Annotated in this window: 14 protein-coding genes; 3 read left to right on the forward strand and 11 right to left on the reverse strand. The window is 38.5% G+C overall.

Annotation, left to right across the window (positions count from 1 at the left end; all coding sequences use genetic code 11):
• Positions 1-3 precede the first annotated feature (3 nt).
• Positions 4-1,758 carry a hypothetical protein gene (locus Q0093_RS01315; RefSeq protein WP_297928161.1) on the reverse strand — a complete coding sequence of 585 codons (1,755 nt, stop codon included), beginning with the start codon at positions 1,756-1,758 and terminating at the stop codon, positions 4-6.
• A gap of 21 nt (positions 1,759-1,779) precedes the next feature.
• Positions 1,780-4,758: a PEP/pyruvate-binding domain-containing protein gene (locus Q0093_RS01320; protein WP_297928162.1), complete on the reverse strand. Its 2,979-nt coding sequence runs from the start codon at positions 4,756-4,758 to the stop codon at positions 1,780-1,782.
• 177 nt (positions 4,759-4,935) lie between these two features.
• Here Q0093_RS01320 and gdhA point away from each other — a divergent pair, with 177 nt between their 5' ends.
• On the forward strand, positions 4,936-6,270 hold the full coding sequence (gene gdhA, locus Q0093_RS01325; RefSeq protein WP_294175755.1) for an NADP-specific glutamate dehydrogenase: 1,335 nt from the start codon (positions 4,936-4,938) through the stop codon (positions 6,268-6,270).
• A gap of 277 nt (positions 6,271-6,547) precedes the next feature.
• A complete protein-coding gene (locus tag Q0093_RS01330) occupies positions 6,548-7,801 on the forward strand; it encodes an amidohydrolase family protein (RefSeq protein ID WP_297928163.1) in 1,254 nt (417 codons plus the stop codon).
• Between the two features lie 81 nt (positions 7,802-7,882).
• On the opposite strand, the gene Q0093_RS01335 is transcribed toward Q0093_RS01330, so the two are convergent.
• Complete coding sequence (locus Q0093_RS01335) at positions 7,883-8,278, reverse strand: hypothetical protein (RefSeq protein ID WP_022601668.1); 396 nt, start codon at positions 8,276-8,278, stop codon at positions 7,883-7,885.
• A 146-nt stretch (positions 8,279-8,424) separates the two neighbouring features.
• Here Q0093_RS01335 and Q0093_RS01340 point away from each other — a divergent pair, with 146 nt between their 5' ends.
• Positions 8,425-8,712: a hypothetical protein gene (locus Q0093_RS01340; RefSeq protein WP_009318754.1), complete on the forward strand. Its 288-nt coding sequence runs from the start codon at positions 8,425-8,427 to the stop codon at positions 8,710-8,712.
• Positions 8,713-8,742: 30 nt separating this feature from the next.
• Here the strand turns inward: Q0093_RS01340 and Q0093_RS01345 are convergent, their stop codons facing one another.
• The 8 genes from Q0093_RS01345 to Q0093_RS01380 form a co-directional block, all read right to left on the reverse strand.
• Positions 8,743-9,735 (reverse strand): hypothetical protein, encoded by a 993-nt coding sequence (locus tag Q0093_RS01345; protein WP_297928164.1) that lies wholly within the window; start codon positions 9,733-9,735, stop codon positions 8,743-8,745.
• Positions 9,736-9,757: 22 nt separating this feature from the next.
• Positions 9,758-11,068 (reverse strand): MBOAT family O-acyltransferase, encoded by a 1,311-nt coding sequence (locus tag Q0093_RS01350; RefSeq protein WP_297928165.1) that lies wholly within the window; start codon positions 11,066-11,068, stop codon positions 9,758-9,760.
• 399 nt (positions 11,069-11,467) lie between these two features.
• A complete protein-coding gene (locus Q0093_RS01355; RefSeq protein ID WP_022601674.1) occupies positions 11,468-11,707 on the reverse strand; it encodes an acyl carrier protein in 240 nt (79 codons plus the stop codon).
• A gap of 8 nt (positions 11,708-11,715) precedes the next feature.
• Complete coding sequence (locus tag Q0093_RS01360; protein WP_297928166.1) at positions 11,716-13,452, reverse strand: HAD family hydrolase; 1,737 nt, start codon at positions 13,450-13,452, stop codon at positions 11,716-11,718.
• 352 nt (positions 13,453-13,804) lie between these two features.
• Entirely contained in the window at positions 13,805-15,502 is a 1,698-nt protein-coding gene (locus Q0093_RS01365; protein ID WP_297928167.1) for a hypothetical protein, read from the reverse strand.
• A 406-nt stretch (positions 15,503-15,908) separates the two neighbouring features.
• Entirely contained in the window at positions 15,909-17,075 is a 1,167-nt protein-coding gene (locus tag Q0093_RS01370) for a clostripain-related cysteine peptidase (RefSeq protein ID WP_297928230.1), read from the reverse strand.
• Positions 17,076-17,202: 127 nt separating this feature from the next.
• Positions 17,203-19,662, reverse strand: coding sequence for a DUF4906 domain-containing protein (locus Q0093_RS01375; protein WP_297928168.1), 2,460 nt, complete (start codon positions 19,660-19,662; stop codon positions 17,203-17,205).
• Between the two features lie 23 nt (positions 19,663-19,685).
• A complete protein-coding gene (locus tag Q0093_RS01380) occupies positions 19,686-20,870 on the reverse strand; it encodes a fimbrillin family protein (RefSeq protein WP_297928169.1) in 1,185 nt (394 codons plus the stop codon).
• Between the last annotated feature and the right edge of the window lie 8 nt (positions 20,871-20,878).

Below are 20,878 nucleotides of genomic sequence, written 5' to 3' on the forward strand. Positions count from 1 at the left end.
AAATTACCATAAACTCATTTGCGACGGATCCGGTTTTATCTCTGTCTTTTCTTCCTCTGCCATCAGTTCTTTCTCCTGCAGTTTCTTTTCCGCTTTTTTACGAGCTATTTCTTCCGGCGTATCAGGACGTGTAGGAACTAACCAATCGAGTTCTTCGGGTTCATCTAAAAATCGACTGTCCCGAGTATTTTTTTTCAGTTCGTCTTTCAGGGCATCTATCTCTGCCATCAATGCCCGGATATTTTTTCTATCGATCTGCTGATCGTTCTCAAACTGCCGAACCGTCTCTTCAGATACTAACAATTTCTGTTGCAATTCCGTTCGTTCCGACTTCTCTTTTTCTATCTCTGCAAACAATTCCTGCCGTTGCGACTTCACTGCAGCCAACATATCGTTAGCAACTAACAATTGGTGTTTAAGATCTGCCATATCCTTAAGACTCGCACCGATTTCTTCAGACTGTTTCCGCTGAATTTCCAATTCAGCCGATTTTTTTTCTAATAATGCCGATACACCGTTTTTTTCTTTTTCCAAAAGGTCAATCCGACTTTCCAATAATTTCACAGAAGACTGCAATTCTCCACTCCTACGCTCTTCATTTTCGATATTCTGTTTTAAAGAGCGCATTTGATCTTCTGATTCTGAAAGAGCCGCCTCCAAACGAGCTTTTGCATCAAGAGTTTCATTCAACATCTCATCGGCACTTTTCTGTTTTTCCAGCTCTTCTGTCAATACACGCAGTTCATTTCGAACAGATTCTATTTCATTTTCCTTAGAAACCGACAAGTCGGAAAGTTGTTGTTTCTCCAATAACAAAGAATCAACTTTACGCTTCAACATTTCTTCTCTCTCCACAGCCTGCCGTACGGCATCATCCTTAGCATGCAATACTTTTGTCAGAGATTCATGCAAATCTTTATTCTCGATCATTATCCGATCAATTTCCTCCCGCAATCCGGTATTTTCAGTTTGCAAAATACCCAAAGCATTATCGGCATCTTGTTGTTTTGCAACAATAGTATCCAGTTGTTTCTGCAAACTGTTCGCCTTTTCGGTAGCTTCTCGCAATTTATCGGGAAGAGACTGATCGATTTGTCGTGCTTCTACCAATTCCTGTTCAAGACGAGATTTTTCTTCCTGCAAAGCAGCTAACTCATCCGCCTTATTTTTTTCCTGCACAGCTGCAACTTTAAGCTTATTGTTCAGCGCACTTTTTTCCATATCGCTTTGCTCCTTTTCAGCCTCAAAAGTCACGATACGCATTTCCAATTCATGAACCCGCTCACCCAATGCCCTCTTTTGCCGTTCGGCGCTTAAATACTGGCTTTGGAACTCTTCCTGTTTCGAAGAAAGTTCATGTATATAGTCATTCAACTCTTTTACCTGATCCTTCAACCGAATCTCGTCTTGTTTCCACTGCGAAGAGCCTTCTGTTTGTATTTTCTCGTATATAAATCGGATATAATCGGTAAAGGGAGACAACAAATGATTATAGATATTCCGTTTCTCAGCTTCTTTATCTATCGACTGACGGACCAATTCGGGAATAGACTCGTTGATGAGATCCGCCATCTTATCCAATAACGGTTGCGGTATCTGTTCTTCGGTAAGAGCCCGCACATATTCTTTTGCCAAATTCGGGTCAACAGAACAATCCTGCCGGGCATTTTCTTTCTCTCGGAGTGTTTCGTCTTCCTCATCCACAGTCGGAGAAGCTTGCCACAACAATTGCATCGATTTCATAAATTTTGACTTCATTCCCGTTTTATATAAATTATTTTACTTTTCTTTTACATTTCCAGCATCCGGTTTTATAACAATACCAATGCTTTTTTTCCCGTTTATCTTTACTATTACCGGATGTTCGAACCGCACAACCCGAAGAAAATCGGTCTCCTGTTCCGCATCCAGACGGTTTAAATATTCCTCATCGAACAAACATTCTTTTGAAGAAGGATTTATGGTAAAGTATCCTACCCCGAAAGAAGTTAGATTCTGAAAAAAATGAGTCCCTTGACTCGGCTCTATATGATAACCGGCCAACGCCGTTTCGACAATAAGCTTCGAGTTAGAAATATGAGGCCATTTAACAGGTATTCCGAGAGCTGTATCACTCGATCCCCAACGTCCCGGTCCTATCAATATATAATTTTCACCCCGTTCGGTAAACATACGGTTGATCTTCTCTATTTCTCTTGCTATCAAAGAATTATTCGAAGACCTGAAATTATCGCTTTTTACATATACCACATGACATATATTATCCATAATGCCATGCCCTAATGCCGAGTCGGTCTTTAAAAGCAAGTCCTCATCCCTCACCTCTCCGATTTCGTCATCTCGCATTTCTTTCGTATCTACGATAGGACGTATCTGCAACCAATACAACGTTCCCTGTTTGTGTTCCTGATTGGGCAGATTCGCTGCAAATTCTATCTCTACAGGACGTCCCATCTCCTGAGACCCGAACTCCAGCATCATTTTTAATAATTCAGCTAAAGGAAATACCCCATGTTGCAAGATATTTGCAAAGGTAACGACTTTTCTTCCTCCTTCATAATATCCGTCACGGATTATCTGATCATACGGGTCAAAAGTCGAAACCATACCGCGTAACGAATTATCTTTTTCTGCGTCTCGGATAGATAGCTTCAACAAATTAAAACTATCATCGATCGAAAAAGTTTTTCCCATGCTTTTCAAATCAAGAGCATAAAAACGCGTTTGAGTATCGCTAAGCGCCAAATCGAGCGTACTGGTTTGCAATACATTACACGGATGTTTAGGCGAAAAACGTAAACTCCGCCCCCCATCGACGATATATTTTCCTAACCCCACGGCAACGTCAACGACTCCGTCTTCCGCTTTCTCATCATTGATCGGATAATAATTCAAAGATCTTCCTACTCCGGCAAAAGACGGATAATAACGATCTCCATATTGCGAGCCCACCACTTCCTGCAAAATAATCGCCATCTTTTCCTGATCGATTACATTAGATGTTGCGGTCATATATGCTTTACTGTCGGCATAAAAAACAGAAGCATATACCCCTTTAATAGCATCGCTCAACAACCGGAGCATTTCATCTTTATCCTCAAGAAAGGGAATCATATAAGTCGAATAAATTCCTGCGAAAGGCTGGTAATGAGAATCTTCGAGCAGACTGGACGAACGAATCGCGATAGGACGCCCTACCACTTCGAAGAATGCCATAAAATCATCGACCAATTTATCTGGTAATTTAGCTTTCAAAAAATATTCCAGAATATCCTCATCAGGCAGGTCGGACAATGCAATCTGATAAAGATTGTTCGTCTCCATAAACTCATCGAAAATATCGGTGCAAAGAACCACCGTTTTAGGAATCGAGACACTCACGCCCTCATAATTCTCAAGTATCGGATGCCGCTTGATCATAGAATCGATAAACGCAAGTCCTCGTCCCTTTCCCCCTAAAGACCCTTGTCCTATACGGGCAAAATTAGAATATTTATCGAATCTCTCTCGTTGAAAAATAGCAACGACTCCTCGATTTTTCATTTTACGATACTGTACGATAGCATCAAAAATAAGCTGTCGCATTTCTTGCGATTCGCTAATGTCGGTAAATTGTTTCTGGCGGAGCAATTCGGCTATCGGAAACATCGCCCGGGAATAAAGCCAGCGAGAAATATGATTACGAGAACCATGATAATATAACGAATCATCGGGAATAGACATTATCGTATTTTGCAAATCTTTCAGATTACGTACCGTCGCAATAACTTCTCCTGTATGAGGATTGATAAACTCGAAATCTCCGAAACCAAAATTCCGAAGAATAGTTTTACGCAAATCGACAGGTAACTTTTTAGAGTTCTTATCCAAAAAACAAGCATTCAGAAACATCGCGTCTTTTTGATTCTCCACCTCTGAAGACTCGATTATAATCGGCAGAAATTCATCTTTCTCTCGTATATAAGAACAAAATTTCAAACCGGCTTTCTTATCTTTTTCTCCAGCTCTCTTAAAAGAGACATCGGTAACGATTCCCAACATATTATTAGGATACTTATTATAGATCGCAACCGCCTCTTCATAGGTACGGGCAAGCTTTATTTTAGGACGTCCGCGCATCCTGAGCATCTGCTCATGCTGATTCAAAGCTTCGGTCGAGAATATTTGCGACTGTTTCAATACAAATTTATAAAGATGCGGCAAAATAGAAGAATAAAAACGAATCGAATCTTCTACCAGCAAAATTACTTGCACTCCTACGGAATTTATATCCTCCTCAGCATTCATTTTGTCTTCTATCAATTTGATGATAGCCAGCAAAAGATCAGCATTCCCAAGCCAACTGAATACATAATCGACACCACTGAGATCCTCGTTACTGATCCGCCGCGATACTTCCTGAGAGAACGGGGTCAACACCACGATAGGAATATCGGGATAAATGCTTTTTATCTCCTTCGCTTTCTCGAACGTATCACTATTTTCAATTCCCGGCATGGCAATTATCAGGTCATAACGTTTTCCGGATAGTTCCCGAAAAGCTTCGTCAAAACTATTTGCCTGAGTAACTCGAGGAGGCGAACTCAAGTTCAAAGACGTATATTCGAAAAAAATCTGTTCGTCCACACGCCCGTCCTCTTCAAGAATAAAAGCGTCATAACGACTGGCAATAAGCAACACATTAAAGATTCGTTTTTGCATTAAGTTAGCAAAAGAGGTGTCTTTTAAATATAATTGCTTTATATTTTGAGTTTCCATAATCAATTTCGGTATATTCAGATTACAAAATGCTAAAATTTATTTTAGCTCTTCGATGTTCAAATTTAGCAAAAATAATTTTTTTATCCGCATAAATGATTAAATTTGCAATAAGGGCTAAAGGTACTATCCAAAGCTCTTAAAAATAAATAAGTAACCTTATAAAAACACATCGCTATGAACATAAAAGACATCATGGCATCGCTCGAGGCTAAACACCCGGGTGAACCGGAGTATCTCCAAGCTGTCCACGAGGTACTCCTATCGATCGAGGAAACCTATAATGAACACCCCGAATTTGAAAAAGCTAAAATCATAGAACGACTTGTCGAACCTGACCGGATATTTACATTTAAAGTTCCTTGGGTAGACGACAAAGGCAATGTTCAAGTAAATCTCGGATACCGCATACAATTTAATAATGCGATAGGCCCGTACAAAGGCGGTATAAGATTTCATGCTTCCGTAAACCTGTCTATTCTGAAATTTTTAGGATTCGAACAGACATTTAAGAATGCATTGACAACCCTGCCTATGGGCGGAGCTAAAGGCGGATCGGACTTCAGTCCGCGAGGAAAGTCCGATGGTGAAATAATGCGTTTCTGCCAAGCTTTCATGCTCGAATTATGGCGGCATATAGGTCCTGACACCGATGTTCCTGCCGGCGATATAGGCGTAGGCGGTCGCGAAGTGGGTTATATGTACGGAATGTATAAAAAACTGAAACGAGAAAATACTGGCACATTTACAGGTAAAGGTCTGGAGTTCGGCGGGTCTTTAATCCGTCCCGAAGCCACAGGATTCGGAGGATTATATTTCGTAAAACAGATGTTATCGACCAAAGGAATAGAAATTAAAGGAAAAACTATTGCCGTAAGCGGTTTTGGAAATGTAGCATGGGGAGCAGTAACCAAAGCAACCGAATTGGGTGCTAAAGTCGTTACTTTATCAGGACCTGACGGTTACATTTATGATCCAGCCGGAGTCTCCGGTGAAAAAATCGATTACATGCTCGAACTCCGCAGCTCAGGGAATGATATCGTTGCCCCGTATGCCGAAAAATTCGGAGTAGAGTTTTTTCCGGATAAACGACCTTGGGAGCAAAAAGTCGACATCGCTCTTCCTTGTGCTACTCAAAACGAACTGGACGAGAACGACGCTAAGCAACTAATCGCTAACGGAGTTATCTGTGTAGGAGAAATTTCGAATATGGGCTGTCGCCCCGAAGCAATAGATTTGTTTATCAAACACCGTATCATGTATGGCCCGGGAAAGGCTGTAAACGCAGGAGGTGTTGCGACATCCGGACTTGAAATGACCCAAAATGCCATGCATATCAGTTGGTCTGCCGAAGAGGTTGATGCCAAACTGCATCAGATCATGAGCGATATTCATCACCAATGTGTAAAATACGGTACTGAAAAAGACGGATATATCAATTATATGAAAGGTGCTAATATCGCCGGATTTATGAAAGTTGCAAAGGCAATGATGGCTCAAGGTATCATCTAAATTCAGACATAAAGACATATTTCTTGAAAATCGTATCTGAAGAGACTCCTAAAAGTCGTTTTACGTGACTTTTAGGAGTCTTTTCACATTCGAGATAATCACTCCATGATTGCCGGTTCTCATTCGTTTTTTCAACCACCCCTCCCCTTCCCTCTCCGGATATAAAAAATTAAAACGACAGTCAGACAGAAAAAAAGATCGTTATCCAATTATCCGTAAAAAGACAAACTTTTTTCACGTAATTCCGTTTTATCGACAAAACAGCATCTATATCGATATGGAACAAACGATTTTAATAAAAAACGTTCGGATATTCAACGGAACAGACGAAGAAACGGTTATGGGAGATATTCTGATCCTGAACAACCAAATAAATAAAATAGCCGAACCCGGAACGATATCGGCAGAAGGAACGGTAATCGACGGAAAAGGTAAATTTCTGATGCCCGGACTCATCGATGCACACTGGCACTCCTACATGTGCTGTAACACAATGATAGACTTGCTCACTGCAGAAACGTCCTACACACAATTAAAAGCCGGTGTCGAAGCCGGAAAAACCTTAATGCGCGGTTTCACTACGATACGGGATGCCGGAGGTCCGGTGTTCGGACTAAAACGTGCCATCGATGAAGGAATTATTCCGGGTCCCAGAATTTATCCGAGCGGATCTCTCATTTCTCAAACCGGAGGACATGGTGATTTCAGAGCTGTATATGACGATCCCCGACCTTTCGGCTGTTGTTGTCTGACTCACACCGAAAAAATAGGTGCGGCTATTATCGCAGACGGAGTGGATGCCGTTACCGTCGCAGCACGGAATAATCTGAGGTTGGGTGCTAGCCAAATAAAATTGATGACCGGAGGCGGAGTTGCCTCACTTTATGATCGCCTGCAAGATTCCCAATATTTTGAAGAAGAGATTCATGCCGCTGTAAAAGCGGCTGAAAATGCAGGTACTTATGTAATGGTACATGTCTATGTACCGCAAGCAATCACCCGAGCAATACAAGCCGGTGTAAAAAGCATAGAACACGGACACTTGATCGATGAAGCGACAATGGAATTGATCGCTCGAAAAGAAGTATGGCTCTGTATGCAACCTTTTACCCTCGACGACAATCAATATCCCACTCAAGAACAGCAGGAAAAACATAAGATGATTGTTCAAAATACAGATAATGCTTACAGATTGGCAAAGAAATATCAGGTAAAACTCGGATGGGGAACTGATTTACTATTCAATCCTGCCAATACGAAAAACCAAAATAAAGATATAGGGAAACTTAAAAACTGGTTCAGTAATTTCGAAATACTGAAAATGGTCACCTATGATAATGCTCGGCTATTGTCTCTTTCGGGATCGAGAAACCCCTATCCCGGAGATTTAGGAGTAATCAAGGAAGGTGCTTTTGCCGACATGTTACTTATAAACGGAAATGTTTTGGAAAATATTCAATTACTGGAAAACCCCGATGACAATATTCTATTGATTATAAAAGACGGGCAAATCTATAAAAACAAATTATAACAATAAATTATGAACATATCCATTTATATAAAAAAGGTGCTCTTCAATAAAAGCACCTTCTAATACTTACAACCACAAAAACTATTTTTGAATCAAACCTTTCAACAATGAAATAAGATCATCGATCTGTTTATCTTTACTTTTTAAACTGTCTGCCTGCTTTTCAATAACATCCCAAACTTTAGCCGGAATAGAAACTATTCCCGAAGACTTAAATACACTACCATAATTACCGATAGATTCGGTCGCTACGGTTTTCCCTTCTGTGGGAACAAGCATCTCCCCCTCTCCTGTCAACAACCAACTTTTATTCAAATCAGGAAATTGCAGAGATATGCTTTTCAATTTTGCCGGCTGTATAGAAACCCGCATATTGTTTACATACCCATATGATAAGCCACACCGATTCTCAAAACTTCTTATCGAAATTTTTTTATATTCTATAAATGCTTTGAGCCTCTCTTTTACTGAATCCATATCAGGTATTTTTAATTATATAACGAACAAAATTCATTATTTGTTTGGATTTTAACGAACATTGTTATATATTTGCATCGTAATAATATATATTACGGAACAAAAATATAAATATTACAGTGAATAAACAACTTTGATACAGAAAAATGACATTTAAAGATTTTCCTGTCGGCAATGCGTCCTTTGTCGAATATTACAAATCTCTCCCCGACCGTCGGGTAGTAAAAGCACCCAAAAGTGCTTTTGTGGAATATATCGCACATAAAACATTGAAATCGGAAAAAACTGTACGAATGTGGATTGCCGGAGTACAAACTCCGGATGCTCTGACTCAAAAAGTCATAGCTGAGGAATTGGGAGTTCCTCAGGATCAGTTATTCCCTGAAAAAAAGTCTGCAAATACAAATAAAACGACCGTTAATCAAAAAATATGAAATTTTTCTCTCAATTTTATTTTAAAACAGCTAAAAATCAGCGTTCACCGCTGTCGAGATTATAGTCGAAATTTTTTCAGCTCCCTTTTTATTAGGATGTAACGGGTCATAAAAATCATCTGAAGTAAGAGATTTCCGACAATCTATAAATTTTAATTGCGGCAGTTCCTCTTGCAATTTTCCGATAATCTTTTCTTGTTTTTCAGATGACAGACCTTTCACATCCGGAGCATGAGAAATAATTACTATATACAACTTCACATTCTTCCGTTCTAAATAATCATTTGCTTTAATAAGCAAATCCTTACATTCTTCCGAAATAGAAAAATCATCAGCCCAAGAATAATCTTCCTTCTCCAACATCTGTATTACGGTCTGATAATTCGGAGCTTTATCTATCTCGGACGGGAATAAATAAGGAAACTTCAAATCATCGAGAATACCGCTGTCAGGAGCATCCTCATCCAAATGAAGACGTAAAAAACGTATCAACCCCGAACTCACGGTTTGACGGGACTTGAAATTATAATAAACATCCGGCTTATCTAACTTTTCCCAAAACGTTTTCGGGAGCAATTGCTTTATATCTTCATTCATCGGATATTTCCCCATCTTCAAAGCGATAATCGCAGGTTCATTAAAGACAAGCGGTTGCATGAACTCTTCTAATTTAAAACATTGTATTACTGCTTTTGTCTCATCAGGTAGCATCGGATAGAACAATAAGCTCTCCCCGATCGATTGCCCTACCGATGAGAAATTATATGTTTCCGGATTTCCTGACAATTGTTCTTGTATCATATTGGCATCTACTCCGCTCATAGCTTTACTATTTCCGAAAACGACGATTTCCGGAGTTACGGTACGAGTTTTCAGAGCATTCAATATAATCCCTATCCGGGAATAATCATTCGGAAACAATTTATATACATAGGGAGCTGTTACATTAAGTATTATCAACAACACGATAAATACTCCTCCGAATAGCGCCAAATTTTCAATTTGCTTTTTTGTAAGTTTCATAATCTCATCACACAAAAATAATTTAGAACTGAAAATATATAAACGAAGAAGTATCTGTCCCGAAGAAATAAATCACCAACAAAAAAAACGAATAAGCTCCTAACCTCTTTACACGGCTTAAATTGTCAATAGACAATCCATACTCCTTGCTTCTTTGTTTCCATTCTATAACAAGCAATATAATAATAAACAGCAACGAGAATAAAAGCGTTCCGTTCGTGTCGCCCTGAACTTTCGGCAAAGACAATATGCCCGTACCAAAACAAGATAACAAGTAGTCAAAAGCCTGCGTCACATCATGCGCCTTAAAAATAACCAATCCTATTGTGACCAGCATAAATGTAAACAACATTTTCAAAGCCATGCGAAATGTCGGCAATCCCCAATAAGTGGTTTTCATCTTGTTCTTTTTAAAAAAAGCCCCTGTAAGAATTAACGGAACAAACAACAAACCATGATATAAACCGAATGCGGCAAATGTCCAATTATCTCCATGCCACATACCTACTGCCACAAGATTGATGATAATAGCAACGATCATACCCCAATTGCCCCAATCACGAAACCGGACATTCAATGGCATAAATATATAATCGGTCAACCACGAAGTCAAAGACATGTGCCAGCGACGCCAATAATCGGCAATATTCAACGCAAAAAACGGATAATTGAAATTGGGAGTAACCTTAACTCCTAAAATTTTGCCGACTCCGATTGCCATATCGGAATAACCTGAAAAGTCCGTATACATCTGAAATGAATATAAGACGGCAGCCAATATCAACGTACTGCTCGGAAATGCAGTATAGCTATTCCAAACTTGATCTACGACAACCGCAATATTATCAGCCAATACCATCTTTTTAAACATTCCCCATAATATTTGACGCAAGCCGTCCGATGCCATATCATAATCAAAATGACGAGTTTGAGACAACTGTGGAATAAACGAATTAGGACGGTCTATCGGTCCTGAAAGAATACACGGGAAAAAAGAGACATAAGCGGCAAAAGAGATAAAATCCCGGTCTGCTTCTATATGACCACGATGTATCTCTATAATATAACTAATTAATTTAAAAGTGAAAAAACTTATGCCCAAAGGCATTATAATATTGAAAGTATGCCAATTAGTCTGTAAACCGAATGATTCAAACAATTCAGAAAAAGAAGTAATAAAAAAATTGAAATACTTAAAATACAATAAAATACCGACTCCCGACCACACACCTAAAGTTGTCAAAATCGATGCTTTTTTAGTATCTCCGCTTTTTTGTATCGCTAAACCCAAATAATAAAAAATGATCGTAGCCGCAATAAGCAAAGGCAACATTTTCAGACTTGCATACCCATAAAAGAAATAACTTCCGACAAGTAATAAAAGATTCTGATATCTTGTATTTAAGCGGGGAATATAATATATAACGAAGAAAATTATAAAAAACAGCAAAAATTCAAATGAATTGATAATCATAACTTTATATACCGGTTTATTTTACAAATATTCCCTTCTCTTTCGATATTCTCTCCTGAACACTTCGACAAAATCGTTCAGAACCTGTTTTTAATTTTGCACAGCCCTTTTTCGAGAGTTGCGTTTAAGAGTGTTTCTCTGTTTCCGATAAAGGAGCATAACAAGCTATATGACGTGCAAAAACAGGGAAACAGACCGGAAAAAACGCAAAAATGACCTGATATAATTTTCTTACCGAAAAATTCAGACAGGTCACCGCTACAATTTAGCATGAATCGTTTCAACCATTTCTCCGACATTTTTCCAAGATAAAATTTCTTTTGAAGTAAATTTTATCTTAAACGATTTTTCGATTGCCACAACGAGCTGAATATGAGTTAAGGAGTCCCATTCTTCTATATCATTTGCCGTTGTCTGAGATGTCAATGAAATGTTTTCTTCATCCAATACATCCCTAAAAATATTTTGAACTTTACTTAAAATATCTTCTTGAGTCATATCATAAATTATTTAGGCAATATATAACAAGTTTTATCTATATAAGAATCTACATCAAGCATATAAAGGTTTTTCTCCATTTCCGGTAACTTTACAAACCCTAATTGGGCATAATGATCCTCCACCATCTTATTTTTAGTAGTCGGGATATACTCTCCGATAATCTTCTTAAACCCGTTGTCTCTGGCATATCTCACCAAGACATTCAGAGTAAACCGTTCCATCCCTCGTTTCAATACCCTGCAACTCATAAACCACGTATCGATAAAAAGAGTCTTAGCACGGTTGTCTTTCTCAAGTATAACCACACAAATAAGTCCGTTATCCCCGAACTTATCTGCAAGCGTAAATGTAAAAGGAGCATAACGTTCCGAGTCTTTACCCATGCGCTCGATATCTCCTTCAGTATAACGTACCGTACGCAAATTAAATTGATTAGAACGTTGCGAAAGCTGCGCGACACGGGGAATATTAAAGGGCGTAAACGCTTGTATATCGGAAACCATTTCCAGACTTGCAAGAAATTCATCTTCATTTGCAAAACTCATTCTCTCCGATACTCGCCGGGCTTCTACTTGGTACTGTCGGGTACGTTCCGAATCTGCAGCAGAATATGAAACTGTTTCAAAAAGATTCAGTCCATACAAATATTCAAGATATTCACCGGGATCTTCCGGCAATTCAGGAACGACTATATCCGGAATATTCGCACGCACCATATTTCGTTCAAAAGGATTATCATCCAAAAATACCATAGAATCAAATCCTATATTCAAAATTTGCTGTATTCGACGTATATTATCCGCTTTATTTTCCCAATTAGCGACAAACACCGCGATATCATCCAATTTCAATATCATATCGGGATGTTCGATAAACGGCTCTTTCGCTACAGACTCGGTATTCTTGCTGCATACTGCAAGAATTACCCCTCTCTCTTTCAGTTTCTTAATCCATAATTGGAACTCTGAAAAAGCTTTGCCGATACCCAAACCATGACCGATCTGAATATTTTCTATACCGTCATCTCCGATAACCCCTCCCCAAAGCGTATTATCGAGATCCAATACAAGACATTTCTTTATCTTTCCTTTCAGCGCACAAATAATATCGAGTATTCGGGATGCAACCCAAGGTAAAGCTTCGATAGACAGTACCATTTCGGTACTGACATAAATCGACGGCTGAAATACGGTATCCCGCCCCAGTTTATTCTGTATCGTCGCAAGATCGCAAATATAAAGATTAGGACATTCCCGAGCTACCTCCATCAATTTGTAATTAAGTTTACGCAATTGATAAAGGAAAGAAAATTCTACCTGATTGGCAAAATTACCGAAAACGGCATCGTCTATTTCCGGATAATTACAATAAATAATTTTCGCATCGGTAGTCTCACAAATTGTCCTCACAAAATCCAAACGTTCATCAGCCAACCGTAACCGGTCTGCATCCCCGCATTTCCCATACCGAGTAAGTAATTTATGCGTTGACTGAAAAACAACGATATAATCTGCATCAAACCGATATAGATCAGATGCTTTATCCAGAAACTGTCGTTCTACCTGATTATATTCTGCTTCAAAAAGCTCTATATCAAAACCTCGCTCCACGCCAGTACCGTAAATCGCCATAGCGAGAAATTGCGTAGCCGTATCACCGACAACCGCAACTTTAATATGCGGTAAATTTTTGATCTCAGCCCGTCTGGAATATATCTTTTTTAAAGCGTTGAAAGAATTCATATCGTCATTTTTGTTTCACAAAGACAGACTGCATCCCAGCAAAATAATCGAATATATTTTTATTTTACATTCGGTTTGCACGGTCTTTCTTTCACAAAGATATATCTTTTAAAGGAAATCATAAAATGTAGGTCGGCTTTTTCCTTCCACAAATAAATCGAAGTCATATTCAGAGCCTGTTTTAATTCTCCGATAAGAAAATGTTATCAGATCATTTTCACGTCTTCTTCCGGTCTTTTTTCCCATTTTCACTTGTCAGATAGCCCGCCCGTAAAAACGACAAAATACCCTTGAAAGAAACTTTCAAGTTCGACCCGAACAAAATTTAAATAAGCCCCCAATATTATTCAAACTATTCTGACAATGTCAACGTATATTTCAACCACGCATAAATTTGATATCCCCAAGCATAATGAGCTATATTATTGGGGTGATAATGAGACGTATCGTAGGTGTTTATTTTTATAGTTGATCCGTCCGCTGTCTCAACAACAGCATGAGGCACTCCTTCCGCAGCAGGTTGAATAAAATAATTAGGAATATAAAATACTTTATTTTCAACATCTTCAAGAGCCATTAATTGCGGTGTCCATTCATAAACTTTCTGATGCAAAAAGTCATTATACAGAGACATCCCTGCGGAAAATTCATAACCCGGATAAAATTCCGGAAAATAAGAACCAAAAGCATCCGGTAAAGAAATCCCGATAATCATGTCCGGATACTGTTCTTTTATTCTATATATTATGGCTTTCATATTCTCAATATATTGTTCTCTATACCCTTCGACAAGATCATTAAAACCCAACTGAATTACAACATGTGTCGGTGTATTCACATAAATATCCGAAATATTCAGCACTCCCGTATTTATATAATCAGATTGAGAATCGAAACAAACCATAGACCCTAATTCCGGAGACAACTTATTTAACTGCACACCACTATCATCATGCGTTCTATAACGACTTAAAAAACTTCGCAAAGAAAATTTATTTTCACCGGAAACGCTCTCATCATAAAAAGGGTTTACACCTTCTTCTCTCGCTTTATACAAATATGTAGCTAAAGCCCATCCCCCCCGGCACTCATTATATGTAACAAACTTATATTGCTCATTATTATAAAAATTAGAATACTCTTTTTTACCTCTTGTCCCGACCAACTGCAAAGAGAATTCATCCGAAGAAGCTTGAGCATCGATTCTGTCCAATGCAAACATCTGCTGAACAATAGCCCACGAAACAGTAGGTCGCCCATTCATAACATTCCATTGACCGCCATACCCTACTCCAACACTATCTCCAATAGGTAATATCCTGATTTTCCTATTTCTTCCCACAGATGCCTTTACTGATACATGTTTTACTTTTATTGAAAGTGTTTTACATCCTTTTATCTTAATATCTCTATCTGATACAAAAACATCACTACCGCCATTTTTACCATCAATAGAAGATATAAACGGATATTTATTGTCAGAAGTTTCAGCAAACGACAAACAATAATGTTTATTCAAAAGAAACATGTGATCCAAATATAATTGAGCAGCTACCATCCTCTCCAGATTCAAATCATTACATACTGTATAAATTTTATTCGGGGAAATAGGATCTGCCAAATATTGTTCAATATTTACAGGTACGGATATAACCGAATCATCAGAAAAATAAAAAGTCAGAACATTATCTTTCCATACCATATTTATGATATTAGGTGCATTAATACCATCATCTCCTTTTGAGGACTTTCCTGTATCTATACCATCAATAAACCAATTTCCATTTTCTCCAATTGTTATTAAAGACGATTTCCCGTTTTCTATGGTAACAGACTCTCCATTAGAGAAAACAATAGTATATCCATCTTGCTCTTTAGAAATATCAGTAATAGACAAGTTATTCTGAATCGCAGATAACAACTGCTTTTGTAATATTAATTCAGATCTTAGATTTTCGATATCATTCTTGTACACATCATTACACGAATTCAATAACAACAATAGAACATTTATTAATAAATATTTACAACTCAACTTGGCTAAATCCATAACGATTCAAATATTTGAAAATATGCTCTTTTAAAATATAATATATAATCGGCAAATATATACTTTATTTTTTTAACGATTCAACAGTTTCAAAAAATAATTTTAAGTCAATTAAAATATAATCTTTTATGACAAAAAAGAAATATTTTTTGATTCCAATAAGAATCATTATGGATTACTGACGTATAAAACAAAAAAAATAAACTGAGAAAAAAATCAAAAAAAAATTGAAATAGACTTTTAATAAAGCCCCGATAAATATATCCAATAAAATTGTTTACATACATTTTCCTGAAAGATTCATCAGTCATAGTGTATTTAATCCTTCTCTGAAAGAGAGATAAAAAACATATAAGTTCGTTATTATATTTTCAGCTTCAATATAATTTATCCAGGCTCTTAGCAATTAATGCGTAGCCTTATACCACTCCGTATCGGTTTTTGACACGGCAAGGGAATGTTTGCTCGGATCTGATGTCGTTATTCCGGAGAAAGTATAGATCGGAACTCTACCTTTGGTCACAGAATAAAAATAGTCGGTATGCACTTTATACGGTACAGTCCGAGACAGTTGCTGCTCAAACTGTTTCAACAAAACGGGATCTTTACATAACTTTTCTACATAATCACCGTAATCGTAAAATATAATCGGAGTATAGCCATCCATTCGTTGCAAAGCATTTTCGGAAGATTCATCGAAAATATATTCCATATTAATTTTTTTCATAATCGTCGCAAGATCTTCCAGTTCGGCACAAACCGTTACCGCCAACGTTCCATAAGGCATGCTATAAGCCGAATAAAAGTCGTAAAAGCCATCACAGACAGCCTGAAAATCAGGATCATCCAATAAATATTCGCCGATCACGGCATAAGGCATCCCGTATGCCATTATCTCACTGGCAGAAGCAATCAAATAATCGGTAACATTTCTCAACTCATAAGCGACCTCGATCGAAGACATATAGCAATCGTCAAATAAGATATATTCCATTTTTATGCCTGCATCCGCAATACCTTTAGCAAGGGTACTTATATCTGTCTGATATTCGCTTGTCAAACCTCCGAAATAACGGGTCAACGGTTTTCCCTCATAGTCCCAATGCATTTTTACAGAAGATGCTGACATCGTCTTCATTCGATCTACCGGAAGCCATCCCATACCGTGACACCCGATCGTCATGGCATATATAGACGCCGGAGCAAATGTTTTCATATCATTCAATATGGAGGTAATGCCTTCTGCCGTCGTAAATGACGGATTCGTATAACTCTTCAACGTTTTGCGTTCGCATTTACCATTTTTATAAACAATTTCGAACATAGAAGCCTCCGTGCTGCTGGAAGACATAAATACGACAACTTTTTCATCTTTTAATCCCCGCTTTTTTATACACTCTTCCATATCCGAAATATTCGTATAAAAATTCGTCGTCAGATTAGAAGACCACGGCAAATACATAAATAGAGTTTTCCGACTTGTCGTCACTATATCAGGCTCATCTTTCTCACAGGAAAAGAGAAAAAAAGACAAAACAACCCAACAAAGAATCTTTATCTCACCGTATCGCATATTCATGTATTACCTTTTAGAATTTCAAATATAAGCATTACGAAGAAAATTGATTATAACATAGAATTAAAAAATAAGGATACCGCATAAATACGTAGTATCCTTATCTTATACATTAAAAATTCATTTAGTATTCAGGGGGATTTAAATCAGTGCGAAAAGCACGGATACGAAGTTCCTGTGTACGCAAAGCGTTTCCTCCATTAGGATACCAATTACTTTCATCTTCATTGCTCTCTACATAGTCCCCACTACCATCATCTTTTATTCGAGTCGCCCGAGCACGATCAAAATTTTGTTCTAAAACGCCCAAGAAACCTCTTTTTTTAGCCGCAGAAGACGACCAATAATAAGAATCCTGAAATTCCTTATAAGTCAAATAATAGTCAGACAAAGCGTCTTCCATTTGGCGAATACCGGGAAGAAACCATTTACTGGAATTACTCTTTTCTTCCCTCCCATCATATTCTGCAGGTACTAAACCTTCTGTATTACGTTTATTTTTATTATGACAATATTGAAATGCTGAAGCAGGAATACCATTCAAATCCATTCTTGTTTGCCCGGCCTGATTTATAACAAAACTGGTATAGGCTAATCCGCTATAATAATTATCAAACGGCTCTTCATAATACGAAATCCAGGATTCTCTAAGCCGAAATATCTCTTCACCTGAAAGTCCCCATGCTAATCCGTCATAAATAGTCCCCGTATTATACTCATCCAATGGATCATAATGATCTAAATACTCCTCTATTTGTTCCATATATATCGTTTGCCTTACCGAAGTCTTATTCCCGTACCTATCCCTATTATATACATCAACTGCCAATAAATGAACCTGTGCTATCTCTATGGTACGACGTCTTATCTCTATCCCGTTTTCTTTATAGATAAGAGTGACTATCGCACTCCTGTCATCTGTCGCAGACAAGTTCTCATCGATATAAAAATAAACCCTATCCCGAGAATTATCGATCATAACTTTTTTTCCCGTTTCACTCAATGTTTCTGTAACCAACTTACTTGTAAAAAATGCCCGTTTACCATTACCGGCAAACCACGCCTTTTGGGTAGCCAAATGAGTTCCTCTCGGATTAGTATTCTTATCATAAGCAGTAAAATCCGATTCTGTTACGGTCCCCTTCTCCATATCGGAAGCCTTGATTTTCTCCATCCGAATCCAATCGGGAACAGTTCCATCAGTCGGAGTCTCACTATTATCCGGCACTTCTCCCAAAATCACCTCCATAGTCGGATTTTTTGTCGATTTATCGGCAAACAGATAGACATCCATCGGCGTTACACAAAAATGAGCGTCATGGTTGCGTTCACGCAACATGGCAATATAAAACTCATTTTCATCCTCCTCGATATTCACCCGGGCATCAAGAGTATACTCTCCTGTCTCTATATTTTGAGAAGTCAATCCTTTAATCGTAATGTTATTTTTATATTGATGATTACGTTTTACCTGAAAATTATCGGTATGATTCGCCCCCAAATAAAGCGTATAGCGTACCTCATAAGTTGCTCCGTTATAGGTAGTATAAAAACCGTGCAATTCTACTGCCGCAGCATTTTTATTAGCGAGATAAGGTTTATAACGTTGTTTCTGGTAATCCTTAATACTATCGGGATAAAGCCCCTCTTCTCCTGCCAAAGAAGGATCTGCCCATTTTTCTCCCTCATCTACTTTCCATTCTGCATTCTGCATATTCTCATACATATAGAAAGTAAAAGCAATTTGTCCGTTCTTATTAAAAATCGTACGTTGCATCGATGTCGTTATGCTCTTTGTCCAAATATCTTCCCAATCGACTCCTGTTTCGGTATTTACTGCGGGAGTAGAAAAAGGTACTTTCGTAGAAAGATTTTTTGCCGTCCATTCTACAAGAGTAAGAGCAGGTAAATTATTCTCTTCTACCTCACTATCGAGCTGAATATTGACATCTATACGTGCCATCAAAGCTGTCAGATCGATACGTCGCTCATCATCCGTCGAAGTCTCCGTTTGGGTAAGATCGATCACTTTAGATCCTACCATCGGCATTCCTCCGGAAGGCAGACCGAGCGAAACACTTTCCGGAGCATAAACAAGATTTTTCAAATCCGACAGATTCGTAATACCATCAGGCCGTCCGTCTCCATTCCTGTCTCTTCCGAAAATAACAGGGTCTACGTTCGCAACGGCATACACTGTGGCTTTACTGGCAAGTTCCTTATTCGCAAATGCCTGATTATCTATCTTAAGAAGACTCACTCCTTGCCCGGGTGCATAATATCCTCCATCATCGGGAGCATCCCGATATCCGGTAAGATAACCGCCCTTCAGATATTCACCATCAGAACCGAAAAAGAATATATAAAGCTGATTTATTTTTTTCTCGTTCTCATCCTTTATATCGCTTGCACGAGTCGTCACCTTCAGCAAATCCATCGGATTACCGGAGAAACTAAGAGTCGTTATATTTCCCGTCGAAACACCTGACCGATCGAATAATTCTTCTTCCCTACAAGCTGAAAAAAACACTATAAGGAACAGAAATGCTATACTTAAAACTTTATTGATCTTTACCTTTATCATCTTTCCCTCGTCTTTACGAATTGTTACTCGAATACTACATCATCATTCGTTTCATCACCATCATCAGCTTCTCCATCTTCCCACTGCCCTTGATTGTCGACGATAAACTCCAATATGAAAGCATCTCCTACAAAATTGAGTTGAGCCGTATATTTAATACCGGGACGAGGAGTAAATGTGCCGGGACGCTGTGTCTCGTAAAAAGTCGTTCTCCCGTTGAAAGTATAATCGATCCGGACTTTTACATCTTCTCCGAAACTCGTTCCCGTCCCCGATATCAACAACAAATGTTCTCCCCCTAACAAACCGGAAGAGGTCACGGTTTCATTCTTCTCCACATCAGGAGGCGGCAACGGCAAGTCTTCGTCAAATATCGTATAAGTTCCTACATAACGATCGTTTTCCGGGAATGTGTAAGACACCACATCTTTTGTTAAGTCTATCTTTACCGTTTTATAGAATGATCCGCTCAAAGTAACGGAATGCACGGTCAAATCGAATTCACTGAAATTATTCACCTCGAAACCAAGTCCTGTCAGCAAATGACTGAAATTGAAACGTAAATTACCATCAGATTTTCTACTATTATACAAGACGGCAAGCATCGCATCAGGAGTCTCGGAATGGGAAAGCGGATGGGTCAGCGCAGAACCGCTTTGCGGCATAGTAAATGTCAATTTAGGAGCTCCTGCCGCAGTCTCAGTTAAAGGTTGGTCGACCGTAAACGCTCCTTCATAAGGATAATAAGCTATGAATGAATAACGGTATTGATCTGCTCCCGTAATAGCCCCAACCGAACTATTATTCGTATCATAACCGTCGCGATACCAAAATTTCGGATTATTATCCGTACCGCCATCTCTGTCATAAGTGCATCCGTTAACTCCTACGACCACTTTTTGTTTAAAGAATACATCCGGCGGACATTGGTTTCTTTTTAATGACCAAACACTGGAAGCGGAAAGATAATTCGGCTTGTCAGTTCCTACGGTATACGGGACACAATACCCCAGTACCCCGAATGCATCACCCGGTACAAGAGCGTTCATCAATGTACTGCGGGAAACTGTTTCTACCGATAAAGAGGGAGTATCGAACAAAATAAGATCGGACATTTCCGGAACGGAACCGACAAGATTTTCCTCCCTGCAAGCAACACAAGCAACCAAAAACGCACCCCCATATAACAGATGTCTCAAGCTTATCATATCAGACT

The organism is uncultured Coprobacter sp., from assembly GCF_947855755.1.
In the GTDB taxonomy this organism is placed as follows: domain Bacteria; phylum Bacteroidota; class Bacteroidia; order Bacteroidales; family Coprobacteraceae; genus Coprobacter.